The organism is Acinetobacter lwoffii, from assembly GCF_015602705.1.
Taxonomy (GTDB): domain Bacteria; phylum Pseudomonadota; class Gammaproteobacteria; order Pseudomonadales; family Moraxellaceae; genus Acinetobacter; species Acinetobacter lwoffii_E.
In genome coordinates this window covers 2413573-2437134 of record NZ_CP059081.1, presented here as the reverse complement: position 1 = coordinate 2437134, position 23562 = coordinate 2413573, and the positions used below count along the sequence as shown (strand labels likewise).

Below are 23562 nucleotides of genomic sequence, written 5' to 3'. Positions count from 1 at the left end.
ATTCATTGAAAAATAATTTTTAAATGCAGTCTTGTTGTTTCTTTCTAAATCCTCTATGTTGAGTACATCGTCGCACAGTCAAAGTGCAGGGAGTATTAGAAGAAAATGATCGATTTATATTATTGGGGCACCCCCAACGGCCATAAAATTAGTATTGCTCTAGAAGAAATGGGGCTGGAATATCAAATTATTCCCATCAATATTCTGGAAAATGACCAGTTCCAGTCCGATTTTCTGGCTATTTCTCCCAATAATAAAATCCCGGCCATTGTTGATCAAGATGGGCCACATGGCCGCGCCATTTCAATTTTTGAGTCAGGTGCGATTTTGCAATATCTAGGTCGCAAAACAGGTCTGTTTTATCCAACTGATGAAGTGAAGCGTATTCAGGTTGAACAGTGGCTGATGTGGCAAATGGGCGGTTTGGGGCCGATGCTCGGGCAAACTCATCACTTTAGCCGTTTTGCACCTGAGCGGATTGCTTATGCCACAGAGCGCTATGTCAATGAAAGCAAGCGTTTATATGGGGTGTTGAATAAGCAGCTGGTCGGGCAGGATTATGTTGCCGGCGAATACTCGATTGCTGATATGGCGATATTTCCGTGGTTATTGCGACACGACTGGCAGCAGATCAATCTGGAAGATTATCCTGAAGTTTCCAAATATATTGATCGCTTGAATGCTCGTCCTGCGGTTCAGAAAGCGCTGGCGATACAAGTCAGTTAAGCATCTGCCTTTTTATGCTAAAATAGCCTTAAGCAAATAAAGCCACCCTTACGGCATTGCTGTCCCACAATTTTTCACAAGAGGAAGCTCATTTGAGCTTCCTCTTGTTTTATGGGTATTTTATCGGGTGAAAATAAAGCTTTTAAAGTTCTTCTTTCAAACAAATTCACTTGAATTATTCTGAGTAAACGTTGAACTGTCCAACCTGTTTTCCCTAAATGTTGAGCGAAACTCACCAATAAATAGGCGATCATCGCAATCCAGATTTGTGTCTGAATTGCGTTCCTGCTGCGGCCTAGAAACGCTTTTAATTTGAGATTCTGCTTAATCGCCTTAAAGAACAGCTCAACTTTCCAACGATCTTTATAAATCGCCGCAATGGTGGAGGCGGCTAAATGAAAGTTATTGCTGAGAAAGCTAAAGTGCTTGCCACTTTGCTGATCTCTATATTCAATTCTTCTTAACACTGGGGCTTTTCTTTTTAGGGCATGTGCGCTATTCAGCTGAATGGTTTCATCTTTTAGAATACCTTTGGATTCAAGCACTGGATGTTGCCGGATCACCTGATACACAGATTTAGGCCTAAAACGTGGGACAAATCCAATGTTTTGAGCAGTCAGATTTGCATACCATTGGTAATCGACATAGCCTTTATCAAAAACTACAATGCTGCCAGCAGGAAACTGGAATTTGCGGCCTTGTACCATGTCATTTTCTTTGCCATTTTCAACTGCAACAAACTCAGGAATATCATTGCTGTGATTCAATCCTATGCTGAGTTTCATGCTGGCTTTTGAGTCGTGAACTTTGGCCCATTCACATAAGGAAAGCGACAGGTCAATATGACTGGCATCCAAGGAATACAAGGGATTCTTAAAGCGAAATTTATGAGCTACTTTTGAGTGTTCATAGTATTTAAGCAACTTGTAAAATAGCTGTTGATACAAGGCAGCAGGCTGCTGCTCATTGATTCGTGCCAGCGTGCTTCGGGGAATAGACTTTGCTCCGAGATGACTTAGCTTTTCCTGTTGGCACTCCAAATTGGATTGAATATCTCTCAGACTTTGCCTACAAGAGAATTGAGACATCAATATGGCAATAAACTGATCCCACCGGGAAGCCGCTCTAAATTTCTGTCCAACATGGTGTACTTTAGCAAGTTGTTCAAAATCCTGTCGCACAACAGGTTTAATTAGCTCATGAAATACGGTATTCTGATGTGACAAAACCTGAATCCTGGTCGTTAAAGTGTTTGTTTGCACTCATATTTTAACTGTTAGGACTCAGGTTTTTTTATTTAAAGCAAACTATGGGACAGCAGTGCCCTTACGGTGGTTTTTTATTGGATGGATATATGAACGATTTTCTTCTGAACTTTACCAAGATTGTTGAAAGTAATACCCGAATTTACTGGAGCATTCTTTTCGGAATTGCTGCATGTTTAGTGCTGTATGTTGCTGAAATTGTGCATATCGATCAGGTGATTGCTGCCCTAAATACCAAAGATCAGCAGATTTTACGTGCTGCAATTGCACCGCTCAATGAGCAGTATAAATGGGCGCGGATCATGGCGATGGTGACTGCAGTCGTTTGGTCCAGTTGGGAATATAGTAAAGCCAAGAAAAAAATGGGCTTGAGCCGTTAATGCTCTAATGAGCCTGTTTTTACTGTTTCTATCTGCCTTTGGTGCAGCGACCTTACTGCCTTTACAGTCTGAAGCTGTGCTACTGGGGCTTTTAGTGCAGGGTGAGCAGAGTGCGGTACTGTTAATTGCGGTGACCAGTTTGGGGAATATACTGGGTTCTTGTGTGAACTGGTATCTGGGACTCAAGATTGAGCATTATAAAAATAAAAAGTGGTTTCCGGTTTCAGCAGATAAGATGCTCAAGGCGCAAAAGACCTATCAGAAATATGGTTACTGGTCTTTACTGCTGAGCTGGGTGCCTATCATTGGTGATCCGATTACCCTGATTGCGGGACTATTAAAAGAAAACCTCGTCCGTTTTCTGCTGATGGTCAGCATCGCTAAAATTGGACGTTATCTGTTTGTCTATGCGGCCTTTGCCATGTTCTAAACTTGAAAATAATTTTCCTGATCCAGTCTTGGATATTATTTCAGAGCGAAATCATTCTTTAAATTCGCTTATTGGGTGAAGATGCTTTTGTTTTAAACAAAGATGCTTTAGAATACTCGCTCCCTTACCTGCAGGTCGTTTTGTAATGGTGCAAACGAGCCGAACAGGTGTTCAAAAGAGGTTGTTATGCCTAAGATGAAAACTCGCCGTGGTGCAGCTAAACGCTTTAAAGCGACTGCTAACGGTTTTAAGCGTAAACAAGCGTTCAAACGCCACATTTTGACCAAAAAATCTGCTAAGCGTATTCGTCAATTGCGCGGCTGTGTAATGGTTCACGTAAGTGACGTTGCTTCAGTTCGTCGTATGTGCCCGTACATCTAAGGAGATTATAAATGGCTCGTGTAAAACGTGGTGTACAGGCTCATCGCCGTCACAAAAAAATTCTTGCTCGCGCTAAAGGTTACTATGGTGCTCGTTCACGCGTTTACCGCGTAGCGTTCCAGGCGGTAATCAAAGCTGGTCAATATGCTTACCGTGACCGTCGTCAGAAGAAACGTCAATTCCGCGCTTTGTGGATTGCACGTATCAACGCTGGTGCTCGTCAAAATGGTTTGTCGTACAGCCGTATGATCGCTGGCTTGAAAAAAGCTCAAGTGATTATCGACCGTCGCGTACTTGCTGACATCGCTATGCATGACGCAGTTGCGTTTGCTGCTTTAGCTTCTAAAGCTAAAGATGCATTGGCTGCATAAGTCTTTATGACTTGAAAAAAGACCGCCATTTGGTGGTCTTTTTTTATGCTTAAATAAAAGTAGTCATTTTAAATATTATTTAAAAATCAGTATTGTAAATCTTATATTTTTTAGTCATTGTGAAATTGAATAATTAAAAAACAAGGCTTAAAAATAATGATTCGACTTGCCACCCAACACGATGTCTTGCCGATTGCCCAAGTGCATGTACAAAGCTGGCATGAAAGCTATCAAAATATCATTAAACCAGAGATTCTCGATAAGTTGAGTGTAGAACAAAGAGCCGCTTTGTGGCGTTCTGTGCTTGAACAGGAGAATCGACGGGTATTTGTCTATGAAGAAAATGCTCAAGTTTTGGGTTTTGCTGCTTTTAATTTTCCGGTAGATGCACCAATCAGTGAATTGAGAGCACTTTATTTGCTTCAAAATATTCAAGGTCGCGGCATTGGACGTGATTTGGTTCAATTGGGTTTGGGATTAAGTCGAGAAAAATCCTATCAGCATATGCAATGCAGCGTATTGAACCTGAATTCCAGTCGTTATTTTTATGAAAAGACCGGCGCCTATTTTGTCAGTGAAGGAGATGCCAGCGATCTGGGCGAGAATCTTAAAGACTTATGTTATCAGTGGGACATTTAATTTTTGAATACTCTGGCCCAGCTGGCTCAACGTAGAAAAATCTAAAACCTGGGAAAAGACGATAGAAAATAAATCAGCCCTTAGAAATGTATGGCTGATTTATCTTTTTATCTCAATATCTCCACCGGTCAATTAAGAGAGCATTTCCGGGCGATCAGCAAATGACAGCTTCGGCTCATTCAAATAATGCTGAAATTTTAAGACAGATACTCAGTCGTGATTCCATCATCTGATGGATGATGAAAACCTATCACAAAATCGTCAGCATTATTTCAAGTTGATGCCTGCTCATGAATATCAAAATATCCATTGAATTCTGCCCGTGATGTTCAAGCTTTTCTGGCAAAATGTTAAAGGCCGAAATAGTAGCCAATCAGACAGATAATCACAGTGATCACAATTAAGGTCAGCACATTTGCAGATGAACTGGATTTGCCTGGGTCCTGAGGTTTTTCTGCTTTAGAAATTTTTGGTGAGCGGTCTTCGGTACTCATACCGACAAATGGGTCAGGTGCAACTTTTGGTGTTAGCTGTGCAGTTTTATAGTGATTGGCGACTTTGCTGATGAATTTAGCACTTAAATCATCAATTTTTTGCGAAAAATGTCGCAGGTTAAGTTGCTGCTCCGGGCTGAGTACTTCGCCATCTGCACGATAGGGATGCTGGATTTTCGTTTGAATAAAGTCATTTAAGGCGTCTAGGCGGTACAAAGTCTGGTGAGCATAATCCGCTGAATAGTCAGTGGGAATTAAGGCCAAATGACTTTCGCTATCGGCTTGAATGGCAGGCATGGTGCCGTAATAAGGCAAATTGGTATATGCAGGTTCGGTAAAATCTTGGGCAAGGCTACTTTCAAACAGTTCATGATCGGTATAGGCCTGAATATCATCCCAGTTTGGGGCTTCCAGATCGACATCAATGCGCTTGGCCAGTTTAGGATTTAGCTCATAACACCAGAATGTTTCATGGCGTAAAGGGGATTGCTGTGATTTAGGTGCTTCGTAATCATTGTCTGCGCTGTACCATTCAGGCAGTTCCTTGCCGATGATCCAGGCAGTTTTGGTTTTAGCGCCATGACTGACAATAAAATGCGCCAGTGGTAATAGCTCGATATTGGCATTCGGATTTTTTTCATCAACCAGTAAATCAGAGCGATGCAAGCTGAGGCGACGCACGCCTTGTTTTTTCAGGCCTTCCAGCCAGATCTGGAAATGCTGGGCCAGCAGGTGTTGTGATATCAGATCCCGAAAGGCAAACTGATGCTGATTAAAAATGGAATGTTGAATCCAACGATTGAAACTCAGGTCTTGAGTCAAATACTCATTGCCGTAAGTGACGAGGGTTAGTTGCTGTTTCCAAATTTGATCGAGTGCCATAGTGATTTGATCTGATTGATATTGTGTTTATCTTATACTTTTTATATTTAATCATGCCAATCTAATTTTCCTTAAAACGCATCTTCATCAAAGTGTCTAAAAACTGTTAGAATGTGGGGTTTTTAAAATATTTTTTAACCTGTTGCTTTGAGAGTTACTATGTCACTGGAAGCCCTGACCACTGAAGCGCTCGCTGCGATTGCAGCAGCTCAAGACCTTGCTGCACTTGATCAAGTACGAGTGCAATTTACGGGGAAAAAAAGCCAGCTCGCGGAACAATCTAAGTCGCTTGGTAAAATGGATCCTGAAGAACGTAAAGTCTTCGGCGCACAAATCCATGCTGTACGTGAAACTATTACCGCTGCATTGACCTCACGTCAGGCAGAATTGCATAAAGCTGCCTTAAAACAAAAACTGGCAAGCGAAACCATTGATATTACTTTACCAGGTCGTGGCCAACAGGTGGGCAGTATCCATCCAGTGACCCAGGTGCAAGAGCGTATTTGCCAGTTCTTTACCAAGGCAGGTTTTACGGTTGCAACAGGTCCTGAAGTTGAAGATGACTATCACAACTTTGAAGCACTGAATATTCCGGGTCATCACCCGGCGCGTGCCATGCACGATACCTTCTATTTCGATGTGAACCATTTGCTGCGTACGCATACGTCTGGTGTGCAGATTCGTACCATGGAAACACAGCAGCCACCAATCCAGATCGTGTGTCCGGGCCGTGTTTACCGTTGTGATTCGGATCAAACCCACTCACCGATGTTTCATCAGATCGAAGGTTTATACGTGGCTGAAAATACCAGCTTCGCGGAACTTAAAGGTTTGCTGATTAACCTGCTGAACGAATTCTTCGAAAAAGATTTGAAAGTACGTTTCCGTCCATCTTATTTCCCGTTCACCGAGCCAAGTGCGGAAGTGGATATTATGGATGAACGCGGTCGCTGGTTAGAAGTATTAGGCTGCGGTATGGTGCATCCGAATGTGCTGCAAGCTGCAGGCATTGATCCTGAAAAATACAAAGGCTTTGCTTTTGGTCTGGGTGTTGAACGTTTTGCAATGCTGCGTTATGGCGTAAATGACTTACGTATGTTCTTCCAAAACGATGTGCGTTTCTTACGCCAGTTTGCTTAAGAATTTTTAATCCTCTCCCTCTATGAATTAGGGTTTGGGAAATAGATTAGTTTTTAGATTTTAAATAATCCCCCTAAATCCCCCTTTGAGAAAGGGGGACTTACACGAAACCAATAAAAGTGTGGGTATTCCCCTCTTTATTAAAGAGGGGTTAGGGGAGATTCAGGAATTGAATGTATGAAAATTAGCGAAAATTGGCTACGCACATGGGTCAACCCAGCCTTCGATAGCGAAAAACTTTCTGATCAATTGACCATGTTGGGTCTGGAAGTCGATGACTTATCTTCTGCAGCTAAACCCTTTACTGGTGTAGTGGTGGGGGAAGTCCTGACAGTAGAACAGCATCCAGATGCTGACCGTTTACGTGTAACCACGGTAAACATCGGTTCAGGTGAGCCACTACAAATCGTCTGTGGCGCGCCAAACGTACGTGCCGGCATGAAAGCACCGGTTGCAACCATCGGCGCTGTATTGCCGGGTGATTTCAAAATCAAGAAAGGCAAGCTTCGTGGTATCGAGTCACAAGGCATGTTGTGCGGCGCTTCAGAAATTGATTTGGAAGATAAAATTGATGGTCTGTTAGAGCTTCCTGCGGATGCACCTGTAGGCGTGAATATCCGTGAATATCTAGATCTAGACGATAACGTGATTGATATCAGCATCACACCAAACCGTGGTGACTGTTTCAGTATTCGCGGGATCGCACGTGAGATTGGTGTGATTAACCAATTGCCAGTGACTGCCCCTGAAATTAAAGAAGTGGCTGCAACTATTAGCGACGAAAAGAAAGTCCTTGTATCAACAGAAGGCTGTCCACGTTACTTGGGTCGTGTGATCAAGAACGTCAATACCAAGGCTGTGACTCCTGTATGGATGGAGCGTGCATTGGCACGTTCAGGTATCCGTCAGCACAGCATTCTGGTCGATATTACCAACTATGTGCTGATGGAGCTGGGTCAACCGCTACACGCATTTGATGGCGGCAAAGTTCAAGGCGCGGTACATGTACGTCAAGCGACAGAAGATGAAAAGTTAGTTTTGCTCAATGAACAAGAAGTGGAGCTGAATGAAAAAGTGATGGTGATTGCAGATGATGAAAAAGCATTGGCCATTGCTGGTATTATGGGTGGCTTGTTTTCAGCAGTCAGCGATGCAACCACTGAAATTTTCCTGGAATCAGCATTCTTCGCGCCACTGCATATTGCCGGTCGTGCACGTAGCTTTGGTCTGCATACCGATGCTTCTCAGCGTTATGAACGTGGTGTCGATTTTGAATTGCCATTGATTGCTATGCACCGTGCATCACAATTGATTGCAGAACTTGCGGGCGGTGAGTTCGGACCAATTACAGTTGCCGAAAATGCGGCTCTATTGCCAACACGCGACGCAATTGAGTTGAATCAAGCACAAGTCGATCAACTATTGGGTTATAGCGTTGATTCAGATTTTATTACCGATGCCTTAAGCCATCTGGGTTGTGATGTAACTGTGAAAGCAGAAGGCGAATGGTCAGTGGTACCGCCATCACATCGTTATGATATGGTGATCTATCAAGACTTGATTGAAGAAGTGGCACGTATTCACGGTTATGACAATATTCAAATCAGCCTGCCTGTGATTGATGTGAAATTGGCGAAATACCAAGATCAATTTGAGTTGGGCCAACTCCGTCAAACTGCCGTAACTTTAGGTTATCAGGAAGCGATCAGCTTTAGCTTCGCAGACCTAAAACTTGAAAAGCAACTTAATTCCAGTGTGAATCCATTAGCATTAGCCAATCCAATTTCAAGTGATTTGGCGGTGATGCGTTCAACCTTGCTGTCTAGTCTGATTCCTTGTGTTCAGTACAATGTCAACCGCCAGCAAAGTCGTGTACGTTTCTTTGAGCTCGGTCTGCGTTTTGACTATCAGGAAGCCAGCAGTATTCATGATTTAAAACAGATTCCAACTTTTGCATTGATTGCAACTGGTTCACGTCATGCTGAATCCTGGCATGCGAAACCCGCTGCAATGGACTTCTTTGACTTTAAAGGCGATGTAGAAGAAATTCTGGCTGCTGGTCGTGTCAAAGTAGAATATGTGCGTTCAGAGCGTAGCTGGTTGCATCCAGGACAATCCGCAGAAATTCTCGTGAATGGTCAATCAATTGGTTACTTGGGGCGTTTACATCCCTCACTTGAAGACGAACTTGATCTGGCAACCACATGGGTAGCAGAATTGGATCAAGCGGCTGTTTTGCAAACTTATGTATCTAATTTTACAGAATTATCACGTTTTCCATCGGTTCGACGTGATATTGCCCTTTTAATTAATGATAAGATTAATGTTAGCGAAATTCAGGGACTTATCGAAAAAACAGGCGGAGAGCTTTTAGACTCAACTTGGTTGTTCGATGTGTACACTGGACAAGGAGTAGAAGAAGGGAAACGCTCACTGGCATTTGCACTTCTCTGGCAGCATCCAAGCCGTACACTGGAAGATGCTGAAATTAAATCAGGTATGGATAATATCCTTCAAGTGTTAGAAAACACTTACCAAGCGACATTGAGGGCTTCATGACAGCACTAACTAAAGCAGAAATGGCTGATCATTTAAGTGAGCTCACGAGTTTAAACCGTCGTGAAGCAAAACAAATGGTTGAGTTGTTCTTCGATGAGATTAGCCAGGCGCTCATCTCAGGCGAGCAAGTAAAACTTTCGGGTTTTGGTAATTTCGAGTTGCGTGATAAGCGTCAACGTCCGGGCCGTAACCCGAAAACGGGTGAAGAGATTCCGATTTCTGCACGCCGTGTGGTCACCTTCCGTGCCGGACAGAAGTTCCGTCAACGTGTGGGAAATGAGCAGGTCAACTGATCTGCTTTTTTAAAAACTGGGATCTAATATTGTTAAGTATCAGTTTTTAAAATAAAAAAGAGAGCCAAAGGCTCTCTTTTTTTTGTACTGAATAATCTAAAAGATTATTGAGCAGCAGCTTCAGAAGCAGCAGTAGCGTCAGCAGCAGCGTCAACAGCAACAGCAGCAGCAGCGTCAGCTTCAGCAGCAGCAGCAGTTTCAGAAGCAGCAACTTCAGAAGTAGCTTCTACAGCAGCAGCATCAGCAGCAGCTTCAGCTTCAGAAGCAGCTTCTACAGCTTCAGATGCAGCTTGGTTAGCGTCAGCAGCAGCGTCGTCAGCTTTTTTAGCACAACCAACGAAAGCTAGAGTAGTAGCAACTGCAGCAGCAATAGCGATTTTTTTGAATAACATGGCATCACTCTCTAAAAATTGAGATTAAAAAAAACCAAAGTTAGTCTGTTAAGTGCTTTTATTGTTCCTAATTGTGTTAGGGACTAACAACGCAGGAGCAGTCTAACTGGTCTGCAAATATGCTATCACTGCGCATTTTTAATTGCTACTGGCAATGATCAAAAAAGTACGGAAAAACGATAAAAAATAAGAAGTTTTTAACAGAAAATAACAATGGAATGAAACATTTAGATTGGAGAAAGGCTTATTAAACACTTAAAAGTTATACAATTTTTAATCTGAACATTTTATTAATCAAAAACTTAAAAATAAGTTTACATAAATCAGGCTTGATTGTTTCATTCTGTAATTTATGTCAACCTAAAAAAGGCCACCGCTTAGGTGACCTTTCATTTGAAATTTTAATTTGAAGCTTTGCGTTTCATCTGATCAAAGAAATCATCATTGGTCTTGGTTTCTTTCATACGATCCAGTAAGAATTCCATTGCCGCCAATTCGTCTTGAGTATGCAGCAGCTTACGCAGAATCCAGACTTTGCGTAGATTGTCTTCCGACATCAGGCGTTCTTCACGGCGAGTACCAGATTTCTTGATGTTCATCGCAGGGAATACGCGTTTTTCTGCAATGCGACGATCAAGGGTAATTTCCTGGTTACCTGTACCTTTGAATTCTTCATAAATCACTTCATCCATTTTACTACCGGTTTCAATCAGGGCAGTAGAAATGATGGTCAGTGAACCGCCTTCTTCGATATTACGTGCAGCACCGAAGAAGCGTTTAGGACGTTCTAAGGCATGCGCATCCACACCACCAGTCAGTACTTTGCCTGATGAAGGAATCACGGTGTTATAGGCACGCGCCAAACGGGTAATCGAGTCAAGCAGAATCACCACGTCTTTCTTATGTTCAACCAGACGTTTTGCTTTTTCAATCACCATTTCAGCAACTTGAACGTGACGTGCAGGAGATTCATCAAAGGTAGAAGCCACGACTTCACCGCGAACCGTACGCTCCATCTCGGTCACTTCCTCTGGACGTTCATCAATTAGGAGAACGATCAGAATAACTTCAGGATTATTGCGAACGATGGACTGTGCAATGCTTTGCAGCAGCATGGTTTTACCCGCTTTCGGCGGAGCCACAATAATTGAACGCTGGCCTTTACCAATCGGTGCCACTAGGTCGATCACACGGGTGGTTAAATCTTCAGTGGTACCATTGCCTAACTCCATCACCAACTGCTCAGTCGGGAATAATGGCGTCAAGTTTTCAAACAGAATCTTGTTACGTGAATTTTCAGGTGTGTCGTAGTTAATTTGATTGACTTTAAGTAAAGCAAAATAACGTTCGCCTTCTTTCGGCGGGCGAATGGTGCCAGTAATGGTGTCGCCAGTACGGAGGTTAAAACGACGAATTTGAGAAGGGCTGACATAGATATCGTCAGGACCTGCTAAATAAGAACCTGCGGCTGAGCGTAAAAAGCCAAAACCATCTGACAAAATTTCTAGAACGCCATCACCAAAAATCTCTTCGCCATTCATTGCATGACGTTTTAAGATGGCAAAAATAATGTCTTGCTTACGGTTACGAGCCATACCTTCGAGGCCCATAAACTCGGCAATCTTGATGAGTTCGCCAATCGGTTTTTTCTTGAGTTCGGTTAAATTCATAGGTGGTCAGATAGAATCAAAGTTCTGAGGTACAGGTTAGAAAGGGAGTAACATTCGGCCGCATACCAGCATTCAAACGAAAGCAATTGAATTTGCAAAAGAACAATTCAGAGATCTGTTTGAGTGTTTCAAAGGAAAATGTGAAAAACAATTTCTATTGCCGAGCGGCATCTTATGTAATGTGTCTTGTAAGAAATTGACAGGATTTAGGATCCTTTATCTCTTGAGTAGCGAATATAAGAGAAAATGCCAGGTTTGTCAATTTATAGCCGAAAAAAATACGCGAGCATGAGTCGCGTATTTTTTACTAAAAATGCTGTGCTTAGATATTGTCATCAATAAATGCAGTCAGTTTAGATTTTGGTGCAGCACCGACTTGAGTCGCAACAACTTCACCATTTTTGAACATCAACAAAGCCGGGATGTTACGGATGTTGAAATTCACAGCAGTTTGTTCGCAAGAAGTTACGTCAACTTTCACGATTTTAACTCTGCCTTGGTATTCTTCAGCAAGCACTTCAAGTACGGGTGCAATTGCTTTACATGGTGCACACCAGCCTGCCCAAAAGTCCACCAGTACAGGAACGTCTGATTGAAGAACGTCTGCTTCGAAGTTTGCGTCAGTAGTGTTTACGATGTTGCCAGACATGGAATGTGCTCCAGATTAATATTTTAAAGATAACTAATTATTAGTATTACATAGCCATCTTTAACAATGTAGGGGAATCTGTAAATTTTCAATGCTTAATGTTATTTTGTCTAATGGATGATCACGATAGTGATGATCGTGTCTCACTATTATTCCCGATACAAAAAAGAATAAGGCATTAAATTGTTGCTACAAATGGCTTTTAAATTGCATGCATGTGAATTACTCTAAGCACAATTCGTTAAAGGTTTATTTCTGGAATGTCTGACTTTTTGATTGATGAAGAATTACTTGCCGCCATCGATATGGGATCAAACAGTTTTCATTTGGCCATCGCCCGTGTAGACCATGGCGAAGTGAAGAAAGTGGCATCAATGTCAGAAAAAGTTCAGCTTGCCGCAGGACTAGACGAAAATAAGAATTTAACCGAAGCCGCCCAGCAACGCGGTTTGGCCTGTCTGGCCCGTTTTGTCGGACGTTTAGGTGCAGTTCAGCCAAACCGCTTGCGGATCGTGGCGACAAATGCTTTGCGTCAAGCCAAAAACGGCCATGAATTTATCCAGAAAGCTGCAGAAATTTTACCGAAACCGATCGAAATTATCGCCGGTCGTGAAGAAGCCCGTCTGATTTATCTGGGTGTATCGCATACCATGGCCAACAGCGGTCGTCGTCTGGTAGTTGATATCGGTGGCGGTTCAACTGAGCTGATTATCGGTGAAGAATTCGAGCCGATTCATACCGAATCGGTACAAATGGGCTGTGTAGCGTTTACCAAGGCCTATTTTCAGGATGGCGAAATCAGTGCCAAAGCCTTTGATAAAGCAGTTACTGCGGCACGTAAAGAAATTTCGGGAATTGCCAATACTTATAAAGAAGCCGGTTGGGATGCTGTCGTTGGCTCGAGTGGCACCATTAAAGCCTGCCGCCAGATTTGCGTCAATATGGGCTGGAGCAATGATCGCGAACAGTTGACGCGTGAAGGCCTGGAAAAGCTCAAAGATAAACTGCTTAAATATAAATATGTCTCGGACATGGAATTCGAAGGTCTGAAAGATGATCGTCGTGCCGTCTTACCTGCTGGTATTGCCATTCTCTATGCAGTCTTTGATGTACTGGGAATTGACCATTTGGTCTATTCTGATGGTGCGCTACGTGAAGGTGTGATGTATGACTTGCTTGGCCGTTTCAAGCATGAAGATATCCGTGATCGTTCCGTGCATGCCTTGATCGGCCGTTATAATGCCGATGCCAAACAGGCTGAACGTGTGGTTCAGACCGCACAAAAACTGTTTAATGACGTGGCCAGTGAACTCGGTTTGAGTGTTGAAGATAGTGACCTGTTACGTCGTGCCGCTTATCTGCATGAGATTGGTTTGGCCATCAGTCACAGTGGCTATCATCGTCATGGCGCATATTTATTACAACACTCGGATATTGCCGGTTTCTCGCAAGTTGATCAAAATCATTTGTCACATTTGGTCGCGCACCATCGGCGTAAATTGCGCGCTGATGCCAAGATTGATGTGATGAAAGTCGGTGGATCTAAACTTTTATGGTTATGTTTGCTGCTTCGTCTGTCGGTTTTGGTCAATCACAGTCGTAGCGATGAGATGCTTCCTGCCATTGAACTCAAGGTTGAAAATGCGCAACAATGGCAACTCAGCGTGTCTGGTGATGCCAAGCAATGGCCATTGCTGGTCGCTGAACTGCACGATGAACAGCAGCAATTTAAAAATTGGGAGATTGAACTCTCGATTCAATCCGAACAGTTTGTTAATTAATACCTTTATAGGGATGAAAACGGTTAACCTATGAAAAATAAAGCAACTCCATCAAAAGCATGGGCGACAGTGCAGATTGCACGTCATCCAGAACGTCCACAATTCCTGGACTATGTGGGTGAAATATTCACTGAATTTGATGCTTTACATGGTGACCGCCTATATGGTGATGATGGTGCGATGATCGGTGGTCTGGCTCGTTTTGATGGTCAACCGGTGATGATCGTCGGTCAGCATCGTGGTCGTAGTACCCGTGAAAAATTACAGCATAATTTTGGCATGAGTAACCCTGAGGGTTATCGTAAGGCGCAGCGTCTGTTAGATATGGCTGAACGTTTTAATCTGCCAGTCTTCACCTTTATTGATACCATGGGTGCTTATCCGGGAGTTGGTGCAGAAGAACGTGGTCAGGCTGAAGCCATTGCCACCAGTCTGGCGCAGCTTTCTAATTTGAAAGTACCGGTGATTGCAACTGTACTCGGTGAAGGCGGTTCAGGTGGCGCACTGGGTATTGGTGTGGCAGACCGTGTGGTGATGCTGTCTCACAGTATCTATTCAGTGATTTCACCTGAAGGCTGTGCATCGATTCTTTGGAAAACTGCCGAAAAAGCCGAACAGGCCAGTGAAGCCTTGGCGCTGACTGCAGAAAAATTGCAGAAAATGGGCATTGTAGAATATGTGGTAGATGAAGGTGAGGGCGCTCATTTAAATCCGGATCATGTGATGAACAGCTTGAAAGCAGTGTTAAAAGAAGCTTTGAATGAACTGCAACCAATGGAAGCGCAAGCACGATGCGAAGCACGTTACCAACGTTTAATGAAGTTTGGCAGCGACAATTTAGGTCTGGTTTCTTAAAACAGCTGCAGGGCTTTCCTGCAGAGACAAAATTTCTCATCGGGTGCAGTGGCGGCGTAGATTCTATGCTGCTACTGCATCTGATGTTTTTTTTATGCCCGGAAAAAGTTCGGGCGATTTATATCGATCATCAATTACAAGCTTTTAGTGCAGATTGGGGCAAGTTCGTGGCAGATCGATGCCAGCAACTGAGTATTCCCTGCATCATCCAGCCGGTTCAGGTCAAAAATGGCAATCTGGAACAGCAAGCGCGTCATTGCCGTTATCAGGCTTATTTACAACATTTGCAAACGGATGAAATTCTGGTGCTGGCGCATCATCAACAGGATCAGGCAGAAACCTTAATGCTGCGCCTATTATCTGGTGCTGGCGTGGATGGTTTGGCGGCCATGAAACAGGTTGATGTACGTGAAAATCTCACCATTTGGCGGCCACTGCTGGATATTTCCCGTGAGCAGATTTGTCAATGGGCAAAACACTTAAATATTCAAAATATTGAAGATCCGAGCAATGCTGATACCCATTATGACCGGGCCTGGGCACGCCAGACCTTGTGGCCAGTTTTGAGTGAACGTTATCCGAAAATGCAGTCTGCGCTGGTACGCACCAGTGAACTGATGCAAGATGCCCAGGAAATTTTGCAAGAAGTATTACAACAAGATTTACAGGCGTGTGGAACCGATACGCAACTTGATTTGTCTAAACTTCTACAACTGTCAAGATCACGGCAACGCCAGTTACTCTCCGCCTGGATGAAAGGCGAAGCGCAGTATCGCCCCTCTTTAGATATGGTCGAGCGTCTGCAACGCGAGGTAATTCATGCCAAACCCGATGCGCAGGCGGCCTTACACTGGAAAGATTATTACTATGTACGCTATCAGCAGCAACTATATCGTTTGACAGAAGAGGTTTATTTGGCCGAGCAGCAACAGCTTCAAACTGGCCTAAAAACCTTGAAAATTGCGTTAAAAGATCATGTGCAGGTCTTGTCCGGAAAATATGTCATTGAATCTGCAAAGGTGGGTTTATCCGCAGCATTATTGCAGCAGCCCTTATACTTGCAGCAGCGTCAGGGGGGTGAAAAGATCCATCTCTATGGTCGTGTTGGCGCCTGGCCGCTGAAAAAAGCCATTCAGGAAGCGCAAATATTTCCTTGGGTTCGGCATACTATTCAAATATTAAGCACAGATAATGTTATGCTAGGCGTGTTTACCCCTAAAGGATTTTGGTTGGCCCAATCTGCATATTGTGAAGCAGGGGGATGGCTGCCGATTTCGGTTTCTTCAACTTTAGAACTTAACAACGAGCATTAAACATGAGTGCAGCTTTAAATTGTAATATTAGTTTTATTGGTGGCGGTAATATGGCCCAAGCCTTAATTGGCGGCCTGATTTCGCGTGGTTTGCCAACAACACGTATTACAGTTTCTGATCCGGTCGAACAAGTCCGTGCCTTACTTGCGGAAAAAGAAATCAATGTGACCGATGATAATAGCGCTGCAATTCAGGATGCAGATATTGTGGTGTTTGCGGTAAAGCCTCAAGTTTTGGCACAAGTGTTACAGCCTTTAAAAGGTCTGGTTAATAATAAGCTGATTATTTCCATTGTTGCCGGTGCAGAAATTGCCACATTGTCAGCATTGTTGGGGACAGAGCGTATTGTCCGGGTCATGCCGAACACGCCAGCATTGGTACAGACCGGGGCTCATGGTTTATATGCCAATGCATTTGTGGAAACGAGTGACCGTGAGCTAGCCAGTCAGGTTCTGGCGTCGACCGGACTGACCATTTGGGTCGACTCAGAAGCACAAATTGATGCAGTCACTGCAGTCTCGGGTTCGGGTCCGGCTTACTTTTTCTATATGATGGAAAGTATGATTCGTGCGGGTAAAAATTTAGGTCTGGATGAAAAAGTTGCAACTGCACTCACCTTGCAGACGGCTTTAGGCGCGGCGCAAATGGCGATTACCAGCTCGAATACGCCGGCTGAGTTACGTAAAAATGTCACGTCTCCAAATGGGACTACACAGGCTGCACTTGAAGTCTTTGATCGCGCCCAGATTTCTCAAAATATTCAGGCGGCACTTGCCGCTGCACAAAAACGCAGTCAAGAACTGGCACAAGAGCTCAGTGAAAGCAGCAAATCTTCAGTTTAATTTTTAGGAACGTTCAAGTATGGGTGCAAATTCTGCGCTAATTTTTGGCATTATCATTAACGTCGCGATTTTGCTCGTATTCTTCCGATTTTTAATGCAACTGGCAGCGGTCAGTCCTTACAATCCTGTGGTTCTTTCTACTGTGAAAGCCACTAAAATTGTAGATGTATTTGGTCGAATTTTCCCAACTTTGGCCAAAGGTCGAGTCAGTACTGCTGCTTTGGCATTACTGGTCGTGCTCTATCTGCTTAAAATTTTTGGCATGATGTATCTGTCAGGGGGGATGCCGAATGGGCCTGTCCATCTGATTATTCTGACTTTTGTTACCATGATGCAGGATCTTATCCGTTTCTGTCGTTATTTGATTTTCGCTACGATTATCTTAAGTTGGGTGGTGATGTTTACTCAGTCTCGTTCGCCTTATATTGAAGTCGTGCAAGAGCTGGCTGAGCCTTTACTGGCGCCATTCCGTCGTATCATGCCAAATATGGGGATGATTGACCTTTCTCCAATCTTCGCTATTTTAACTTTGATTATTATCGAAATGATTATGAACCAGGTGGCGATTGTATTGCTTACCGGTCTTTAATCGGATCCAAATAAAAAGGACGCTGAGGCGTCCTTTTTTATTTGCTCCTCCCTTTAGAAAAGGGAAGTTGGGAAGGATTTGTTAAACTTCCCAAACGGTGAACAAGTTTTAATCGCAGTACAAGAAGATGGGATATTAACCTCTCCCTAACCCTAACCCTAACCCTAACCCTAACCCTCTCCTGAGAGGAGAGGGGATACCTTTAAAATAATATTGGTTTTCACTCTCTCTCCCAGAGGGGGGGGAGGGCTGGGGTGAGGAAACCCTTTAATGCGCCTCATCCCAGTTTTTGCCTTTACCCACTTCTACCACCAATGGTACAGAAATCTGCAATACCGATTGCATCACTTCAGCCAGTTTAGGTGCCAGTTCATCGGCAATGTCTTCATCGACTTCAAACACCAGTTCATCGTGAACTTGCAGCAGCATTTTGGCCTGATCTTTCGGCAACATCTTGTCGACTTCAATCATCGCCATTTTAATGATATCCGCAGCTGAACCTTGTAGCGGGGCATTAATCGCAGCACGTTCTGCCGCTTTACGCACCATCATATTACGGGCATCGATATCTGGAGTATATAAACGGCGTCCGAGCAGGGTTTCAACAAAACCCTGTTCTAATGCGACCTGACGGGTACGTTGCATATAGTCATAAATGCCCGGATAACGATGGAAATACTGCTTGATATAATCCTGTGATTCCTGACGGGTAAAGCCCAACTGACGGATCAAACCAAATTCGGACATACCGTAAAGTAGCCCGAAGTTGACGGCCTTGGCCTGACGACGCTGGTCATTGGTCACTTCTTCCAAAGGAATGCCTAGAACTTCAGCTGCGGTACGGCGGTGTACATCCTGACCGTGAATGAATGCATCCAGCAGGGCTTCATCCTGAGATAAGTGGGCCATGAGACGCAATTCAATTTGTGAGTAATCGGCTGCCAGCAAAACACGGCCTTCCGGTGCCACAAATGCTTTGCGGATTTGACGGCCAATTTCGGCACGAATCGGAATGTTCTGCAGGTTTGGATCAGTCGATGATAAACGGCCAGTTGCAGTCAATGCCTGGTGGTAACTGGTATGCACACGGTGGGTATCAGGATTGGCCTGTTTACATAAGCCATCGGTATAGGTACTTTTGAGCTTGGACAAACCACGATATTCCAGAATCAGCTGGGCAATCGGATGTTCAATTTTTTCCAGTACACTTTCACTGGTACTGTATTGTCCGGTGGTGGTTTTTTTACCGCCTTTTAGCCCCAGCTTTTCAAATAACACTTCACCGACCTGTTTAGGTGAGCTGACATTAAAGCTTTCACCGGCAATTTCCATAATCTGGTTTTCCAGATTTTGCATGGTGTTGGAGAATTCGCCCCCAAGCTGATCCAGAAAAGCCAGATCCAGTTCGATGCCGTTTTCTTCCATTTGCGTCAGTACACGTGCGACCGGAACTTCAATATTATGCAGAATATTTACCAGTTCAGGATGTGCCTGTAATTTGCTGCTCAAGACTTCATAAAGACGATAGGTAACATGAGCATCTTCTGCAGCATAATGCGCTGCAGTTTCAAGTGGAATCTGGTTGAAGGTCTTCTGTTTGGCGCCTTTACCGGCCACCTGTTCATAAGTCGTGGTCAGATGACTCAAATACAGACGGGCTACATCATCCATGCCATGACGGGTCGCGACGGAATTCAGGACATAGGAAGCCAGCATGGTATCGAAATACCAGCCTGCCAGATGAATGCCATGATTTTCCAGTACATGTGCATCATATTTCAGATGATGACCAATTTTCTTTACAGACTCATCTTCCAGAATTGGTTTGATCTGCGCCAGAATTACTTCACGATTCAGCTGCTCCGGTGCGCCTTCATAATCATGTGCCAAGGGGACATAATAAGCATTCTGCGCATCGAAGGCGACCGAGAAACCGACAATCTGTGCAATACGATAATCCAAACTGGTGGTTTCGGTATCAAAGGCAAAACGTTTTTCGGTACTTAGGCGCTCAAACAGTGTGTCCCAGTCCTGCTGGCTTAATACTGTGTGGTAGGTCGCTTGACCTAGCTGGTCATCACTGCTGGTTACAGACGCATGGTCTTCCAGAGGTTCTGGTGCTGTAACCGCTTTGGCGTTAATAGATTTTGCTGCTTGCTGGTAATTTGAATTATTCGGGTTGTTCGGGTGATCTAAGGACTGCAGCTGGTTACGGAATTCCAGCTCGGTGTACAAATGACGTAAGGTCTCGACATTCGGCTCACACAGTTTTAAATCGTCATAACCAAAGTTAAGATCCAAATCGATCACAATACTGGCCAGCTGATGGTCCAGTGCAATGCCATCGACATGTTCTTTAATATTTTGACCGACTTTGCCTTTGATCTTGTCGACATTTTCTAAAATGCCGCCAATCGAGCCATATTCGTTAAGCAGTTTTGCTGCAGTTTTGGCACCTACACCTGGCACGCCCATGATGCCATCTGATGCATCGCCCATCAGGGTCAGATAGTCAATAATCTGATTCGGCCAGACGCCAAACTTTTCAAACACGCCGTCGACATCCAGCGGTTTTTCTTTAAAGCTGTCTTCCAGGGTAACTTTTTCGGTCACCAGTTGCGCCATATCTTTATCGCCCGTAGAGATCAGCACCTGATGTCCCATTGCCTCGGCACGTTTGGCCAGTGTCCCGATAATGTCATCGGCTTCGGCACCTGGCAAGGTATGCAGGGGAATGCCCAAAGCGCGGATCAAGGCATGTAGATAAGGAATCTGTTCGGATAATTCCGTTGGCATGCTGGGACGGTCACCTTTATAAATCGGTGACAGCTCATGCCGAAAGGTCGGTTCTGGGGTATCGAAAATTACCGCCATATGGGTCGGTTGGGTCCGGCGCATCAGTTTTTGAATAGCAGAAATCGCACCACGAATTGCATTGGTATGTAAACCGGTTGACGTGGTTAATGGTGGCAGTGCGTGAAAGGCACGAAATAAAAAGTAAGAGCCATCGACCAAGACAAATGGTGGCATGTAATCAATTCCTTATTCAAAATACAGCGCTATTGTACGTGATTTTTACCGCGCTCGCTGAGGCGAGTCTGAGTTTACAGCTTAGCGAATATCGGCCGAAGATGAAATAAGCAGCACAAGCTGTTGTATGATGGAACAATTCAGGAAAGAGAAATATAAGAATGGCTGCAGGACGGAATGAGTTGCGCATGATCTGGCTGATTACCCTGCTGATTGCCGGGATCAGCGCCTGGTATCTGGGTTATCAGATTGTGACTTATCTGTGTGGTTTGGGGTTTGTCTTTAGCGTGATGCAATATGTCACTGCGGTAGAAGCACCGCTGAATCAATTGGCCGGACAGCAGCAGATGTCCTTGGAGCAAAACTCTAAAGTTCCTTTATATATTTCTTCAATTACTGCCATTGTTGGTGGACTGGCTGAACTGGATTGGCTGATGGGGATCGGGATTACGGCCTGGGTATTCTTTTTGCTCAGGTGGCTGCAACGTCTGGAAGGGCGCTTGATACAGCTGCAATCACAATCTCTTTCTGCCGATCCCTTACAGCGATCACCGGATCGATCCGATTCTGTTCCATTGGTGAAAACCGAGTCTGCCCAAGAGGTAAACGATTCTCCTCATCTGGTAGATCAACTGCAGCGCTGGCTTTTTCAGGGGAATCCTGTCCTCAAGGTCGCAATCAGTATTTTGGTGATTGGGATTATTTTACTGCTGCGCTTTGCCACCGAGCACTGGCAACTCAGTCTGGCTGCAAAATTGGGCCTGGTTGCACTGGCAAGTGGCTGTGTAACAGGTCTGGGTTATCGCCTGATGCAAAAAAATCGGAGTTTTGCTCTGGCACTGGAAGGACTGGGTTTGGGGAGTCTGTTCCTGACCTTATTTTTTGCCTATTACAATCTGGTGATTCCCACGTTACCGTTGGCAACATTGCTATTTCTCATTATTCTGGCCATCACTCTATATTTAAGCCTGAAACAGGAAAGCATCGAACTGGCTTTGATGGCTTTGCTGATTGCTTATCTGGCGCCGTTTACCTTACCGACCCGCGATGCTTCTGCCGTTGAGCTGATTAGCTATTATTTGCTGATCAATATCGGGGTGGCAGTGCTGAGCAGTTTCCGACCATGGAAGATTCTCAATCAAATTGCTTTTTTAGTCACTGGGGTCGTTGGCGGGATATATAGCCTGATTCATGGTTATACATATGAGCGTTATGCCATGACTGCGCTGATTCTGGCACATAGTGCACTGTTTATCTGGCTAGGTTTCCGCTTTAGCCAGTTGCTGGCACGACAGGATCTCTCACGTTTTCAATTAAAACCGGTATTGGACTTAGCACTGATTTTTGCTGCTCCTATTACCGCTTATATTTTTTTGTATCTGATTCATTTTAATCAGCCCAATCAAAAACTCTGGCAAGCTGGATTAAGCCTGTTCTTTGCACTGGTCTTTGCCGCTTGCTGGACACTGCTGCGCCGTAAACAAACTATCCTGCTCATTTCGCAGAGCTATCTGAGCCTGATGCTGATTTTTCTCGCCTTGGTGCCCCCAATCTTATTGACAGAACAATGGAGTGTGATTGGTTGGGCAGTTGAAGGTGTGCTGATTTATTTATGGGCCTTGGAAAAAAATGTCCGGGTAGCGCACTATCTGAGCATGGGTTTATTGCTGATGGCCGGATTCAGCAGCCTGTATTATCTGATCGAGATTAATCCAACACCGCGAATCATTTTCTGGATTTTGAGTCTGTGCTATGTGGCAGTCGTGGTCATCAGTCAGCTTAAAAAGCAGTACCAGCAGCAGATGGATAGTCTGAGTGTCAGTTTTTTAAGCAGCGTGAGTGTCGCGGCCAGTCTGATGCTATTTGCCTTGCTGGAAGATGAATTTCCGAGTCAGCATACCTATGTACTGAGTTTATTTATCATCACACTGGGTTATATGCTGTTGAATGAAATGATCCTGCGCAAAAATCAGGAATGGTCTTGGTTACTGCCGAAGTGGAGTGGCATCTCGCCCTTGCTGGTCATTGCGGTGATTCTGACTCTGGACCGCAGTCAAAATGCGGTGATTGTCTGGAATAGTGCTCTGGAAAGGGGAGTTTTTGCCCTTTCAGCGATATTGTTGGCCATTCTGTGGCTTAGACCGCTGGCTGGCTTGCAGCTCTCCAAGGAATGGGTGAGTTTTGGTGTTTTTAGCAGTCTGGCTTTGGCAAGTGTATGCCTGATCTCAAATATGCCCTATCTGAGCATGGTGATTTTGCCTTTATTCTTCTGCCTGTGGTGCTATCGGCAGGATGTGCAGTCAGGTTGGCAGCAGCTTTGGCAAACCAAGAGCTGTTTATTGCTGATGGCAACTTGGCTGGTTTGTTCACAGCTGTTTAGCCAGCAAGCCTTTCAATATTACTGGCTGCCGATTCTGAATCCTTTTGACCTGATCAGTATCGCCATGTTTGCCAGTTTTATCTGGATGCTGTTACAGCAAATCAAGGTGGGACGTGATAAAGGCATGATCGCAGTTTTAATGGTACTAAGTCTGTTATGGCTTTCCAGTTATATTGTTTTAAGAGCTTTACATGTGTACCTGCAGACGCCGTTTAATGAGCTGGCATTATGGAGCAATGCGACGGTTCAGCTTAGTCTGACCATACTTTGGGTATTACTCGCCTGGATTACCATGTGGACAGCAACGCTCAAAAAACTGAAACTGATGTGGATTTTAGGCGGCAGTATTCTGGTGATTGTGACCTTGAAATTAGTACTATTTGACCTGTCACATATTGGTACCCTGACCCGAGTGATTTCATTCCTGCTGGCGGGCGGGGTGATGCTGCTGATTGCTTATATTGCACCGATGCCGGAGAAAACTGATTGATTGAATCCTCT

The 23562-nt window shown here is 44.3% G+C and carries 21 protein-coding genes; 15 read left to right on the top strand and 6 right to left on the bottom strand.

What is annotated here, in order from left to right; all coding sequences use genetic code 11:
* Positions 1-105: 105 nt before the first annotated feature.
* A complete protein-coding gene (locus tag H0S56_RS11670) occupies positions 106-726 on the top strand; it encodes a glutathione S-transferase family protein (protein ID WP_195725132.1) in 621 nt (206 codons plus the stop codon).
* Positions 727-800: 74 nt separating this feature from the next.
* Here the strand turns inward: H0S56_RS11670 and H0S56_RS11665 are convergent, their stop codons facing one another.
* Positions 801-1952, bottom strand: a complete 1152-nt coding sequence (locus H0S56_RS11665) for an IS4-like element ISAbe18 family transposase (protein WP_195726033.1) — start codon at positions 1950-1952, stop codon at positions 801-803.
* A gap of 128 nt (positions 1953-2080) precedes the next feature.
* Here H0S56_RS11665 and H0S56_RS11660 point away from each other — a divergent pair, with 128 nt between their 5' ends.
* The 5 genes from H0S56_RS11660 (at position 2081) to H0S56_RS11640 (ending at position 4192) form a co-directional block, all read left to right on the top strand.
* Complete coding sequence (locus tag H0S56_RS11660) at positions 2081-2371, top strand: hypothetical protein (RefSeq protein ID WP_004647523.1); 291 nt, start codon at positions 2081-2083, stop codon at positions 2369-2371.
* 7 nt (positions 2372-2378) lie between these two features.
* Positions 2379-2801: a YqaA family protein gene (locus H0S56_RS11655; RefSeq protein ID WP_195725131.1), complete on the top strand. Its 423-nt coding sequence runs from the start codon at positions 2379-2381 to the stop codon at positions 2799-2801.
* A 186-nt stretch (positions 2802-2987) separates the two neighbouring features.
* Positions 2988-3182: a 50S ribosomal protein L35 gene (gene rpmI, locus H0S56_RS11650; protein WP_004278281.1), complete on the top strand. Its 195-nt coding sequence runs from the start codon at positions 2988-2990 to the stop codon at positions 3180-3182.
* Positions 3183-3193: 11 nt separating this feature from the next.
* On the top strand, positions 3194-3553 hold the full coding sequence (gene rplT, locus H0S56_RS11645; RefSeq protein ID WP_004647525.1) for a 50S ribosomal protein L20: 360 nt from the start codon (positions 3194-3196) through the stop codon (positions 3551-3553).
* 156 nt (positions 3554-3709) lie between these two features.
* On the top strand, positions 3710-4192 hold the full coding sequence (locus H0S56_RS11640) for a GNAT family N-acetyltransferase (RefSeq protein WP_195725130.1): 483 nt from the start codon (positions 3710-3712) through the stop codon (positions 4190-4192).
* Positions 4193-4542: 350 nt separating this feature from the next.
* Here H0S56_RS11640 and H0S56_RS11635 read toward each other — a convergent pair whose 3' ends face one another.
* On the bottom strand, positions 4543-5568 hold the full coding sequence (locus H0S56_RS11635) for a hypothetical protein (protein ID WP_005107810.1): 1026 nt from the start codon (positions 5566-5568) through the stop codon (positions 4543-4545).
* 159 nt (positions 5569-5727) lie between these two features.
* Between H0S56_RS11635 and pheS the strand changes: the two genes are divergently transcribed.
* The 3 genes from pheS to H0S56_RS11620 all read left to right on the top strand — a co-directional run bounded on the left by pheS (position 5728) and on the right by H0S56_RS11620 (position 9560).
* A complete protein-coding gene (pheS, locus tag H0S56_RS11630) occupies positions 5728-6708 on the top strand; it encodes a phenylalanine--tRNA ligase subunit alpha (RefSeq protein WP_195725129.1) in 981 nt (326 codons plus the stop codon).
* Positions 6709-6885: 177 nt separating this feature from the next.
* Positions 6886-9267 carry a phenylalanine--tRNA ligase subunit beta gene (gene pheT, locus H0S56_RS11625; protein ID WP_195725128.1) on the top strand — a complete coding sequence of 794 codons (2382 nt, stop codon included), beginning with the start codon at positions 6886-6888 and terminating at the stop codon, positions 9265-9267.
* Entirely contained in the window at positions 9264-9560 is a 297-nt protein-coding gene (locus tag H0S56_RS11620; RefSeq protein ID WP_004278269.1) for an integration host factor subunit alpha, read from the top strand. The genes pheT and H0S56_RS11620 overlap by 4 nt, the downstream gene beginning before the upstream one ends.
* Before the next feature lie 104 nt (positions 9561-9664).
* On the opposite strand, the gene H0S56_RS11615 is transcribed toward H0S56_RS11620, so the two are convergent.
* From H0S56_RS11615 to trxA, 3 genes are all read right to left on the bottom strand, one after another.
* Positions 9665-9952 carry a hypothetical protein gene (locus H0S56_RS11615; RefSeq protein ID WP_005107806.1) on the bottom strand — a complete coding sequence of 96 codons (288 nt, stop codon included), beginning with the start codon at positions 9950-9952 and terminating at the stop codon, positions 9665-9667.
* Positions 9953-10353: 401 nt separating this feature from the next.
* Positions 10354-11622, bottom strand: coding sequence for a transcription termination factor Rho (gene rho / locus H0S56_RS11610; RefSeq protein WP_004278267.1), 1269 nt, complete (start codon positions 11620-11622; stop codon positions 10354-10356).
* A 322-nt stretch (positions 11623-11944) separates the two neighbouring features.
* Positions 11945-12271 (bottom strand): thioredoxin, encoded by a 327-nt coding sequence (gene trxA, locus H0S56_RS11605; RefSeq protein WP_195725127.1) that lies wholly within the window; start codon positions 12269-12271, stop codon positions 11945-11947.
* Between the two features lie 260 nt (positions 12272-12531).
* Between trxA and ppx the strand changes: the two genes are divergently transcribed.
* The 5 genes from ppx to H0S56_RS11580 are packed head-to-tail and all read left to right on the top strand — an operon-like array spanning position 12532 to position 17651.
* Positions 12532-14052, top strand: a complete 1521-nt coding sequence (gene ppx / locus H0S56_RS11600; protein WP_004278264.1) for an exopolyphosphatase — start codon at positions 12532-12534, stop codon at positions 14050-14052.
* Positions 14053-14082: 30 nt separating this feature from the next.
* A complete protein-coding gene (locus H0S56_RS11595; RefSeq protein WP_005095813.1) occupies positions 14083-14907 on the top strand; it encodes an acetyl-CoA carboxylase carboxyltransferase subunit alpha in 825 nt (274 codons plus the stop codon).
* A complete protein-coding gene (tilS, locus tag H0S56_RS11590; protein ID WP_195725126.1) occupies positions 14844-16220 on the top strand; it encodes a tRNA lysidine(34) synthetase TilS in 1377 nt (458 codons plus the stop codon). The genes H0S56_RS11595 and tilS overlap by 64 nt, the downstream gene beginning before the upstream one ends.
* 2 nt (positions 16221-16222) lie before the next feature.
* Entirely contained in the window at positions 16223-17062 is an 840-nt protein-coding gene (proC, locus tag H0S56_RS11585) for a pyrroline-5-carboxylate reductase (protein WP_195725125.1), read from the top strand.
* Positions 17063-17081: 19 nt separating this feature from the next.
* Positions 17082-17651, top strand: a complete 570-nt coding sequence (locus H0S56_RS11580) for a YggT family protein (protein WP_004278259.1) — start codon at positions 17082-17084, stop codon at positions 17649-17651.
* 267 nt (positions 17652-17918) lie between these two features.
* Here the strand turns inward: H0S56_RS11580 and polA are convergent, their stop codons facing one another.
* Entirely contained in the window at positions 17919-20681 is a 2763-nt protein-coding gene (gene polA, locus H0S56_RS11575; protein WP_195725124.1) for a DNA polymerase I, read from the bottom strand.
* A gap of 161 nt (positions 20682-20842) precedes the next feature.
* On the opposite strand from polA, the gene H0S56_RS11570 reads away from it, so the two are divergent.
* Positions 20843-23551 (top strand): DUF2339 domain-containing protein, encoded by a 2709-nt coding sequence (locus H0S56_RS11570; RefSeq protein ID WP_195725123.1) that lies wholly within the window; start codon positions 20843-20845, stop codon positions 23549-23551.
* The last annotated feature ends 11 nt before the right edge of the window (positions 23552-23562 follow it).

Excerpts from the sequence above, each read along its gene's own strand:
- H0S56_RS11670 (WP_195725132.1), top strand. The coding sequence starts at position 106 with ATGATCGATTTATATTATTGGGGCACCCCCAACGGCCATAAAATTAGT.
- trxA (WP_195725127.1), bottom strand. The coding sequence starts at position 12,271 with ATGTCTGGCAACATCGTAAACACTACTGACGCAAACTTCGAAGCAGAC.
- pheT (WP_195725128.1), top strand. The coding sequence starts at position 6,886 with ATGAAAATTAGCGAAAATTGGCTACGCACATGGGTCAACCCAGCCTTC.
- H0S56_RS11640 (WP_195725130.1), top strand. The coding sequence starts at position 3,710 with ATGATTCGACTTGCCACCCAACACGATGTCTTGCCGATTGCCCAAGTG.
- H0S56_RS11660 (WP_004647523.1), top strand. The coding sequence starts at position 2,081 with ATGAACGATTTTCTTCTGAACTTTACCAAGATTGTTGAAAGTAATACC.
- rho (WP_004278267.1), bottom strand. The coding sequence starts at position 11,622 with ATGAATTTAACCGAACTCAAGAAAAAACCGATTGGCGAACTCATCAAG.
- H0S56_RS11615 (WP_005107806.1), bottom strand. The coding sequence starts at position 9,952 with ATGTTATTCAAAAAAATCGCTATTGCTGCTGCAGTTGCTACTACTCTA.
- polA (WP_195725124.1), bottom strand. The coding sequence starts at position 20,681 with ATGCCACCATTTGTCTTGGTCGATGGCTCTTACTTTTTATTTCGTGCC.
- pheS (WP_195725129.1), top strand. The coding sequence starts at position 5,728 with ATGTCACTGGAAGCCCTGACCACTGAAGCGCTCGCTGCGATTGCAGCA.
- H0S56_RS11580 (WP_004278259.1), top strand. The coding sequence starts at position 17,082 with ATGGGTGCAAATTCTGCGCTAATTTTTGGCATTATCATTAACGTCGCG.
- rpmI (WP_004278281.1), top strand. The coding sequence starts at position 2,988 with ATGCCTAAGATGAAAACTCGCCGTGGTGCAGCTAAACGCTTTAAAGCG.
- rplT (WP_004647525.1), top strand. The coding sequence starts at position 3,194 with ATGGCTCGTGTAAAACGTGGTGTACAGGCTCATCGCCGTCACAAAAAA.
- H0S56_RS11655 (WP_195725131.1), top strand. The coding sequence starts at position 2,379 with ATGAGCCTGTTTTTACTGTTTCTATCTGCCTTTGGTGCAGCGACCTTA.
- tilS (WP_195725126.1), top strand. The coding sequence starts at position 14,844 with ATGCGAAGCACGTTACCAACGTTTAATGAAGTTTGGCAGCGACAATTT.
- H0S56_RS11635 (WP_005107810.1), bottom strand. The coding sequence starts at position 5,568 with ATGGCACTCGATCAAATTTGGAAACAGCAACTAACCCTCGTCACTTAC.
- H0S56_RS11570 (WP_195725123.1), top strand. The coding sequence starts at position 20,843 with ATGGCTGCAGGACGGAATGAGTTGCGCATGATCTGGCTGATTACCCTG.
- H0S56_RS11595 (WP_005095813.1), top strand. The coding sequence starts at position 14,083 with ATGAAAAATAAAGCAACTCCATCAAAAGCATGGGCGACAGTGCAGATT.
- H0S56_RS11620 (WP_004278269.1), top strand. The coding sequence starts at position 9,264 with ATGACAGCACTAACTAAAGCAGAAATGGCTGATCATTTAAGTGAGCTC.
- proC (WP_195725125.1), top strand. The coding sequence starts at position 16,223 with ATGAGTGCAGCTTTAAATTGTAATATTAGTTTTATTGGTGGCGGTAAT.
- ppx (WP_004278264.1), top strand. The coding sequence starts at position 12,532 with ATGTCTGACTTTTTGATTGATGAAGAATTACTTGCCGCCATCGATATG.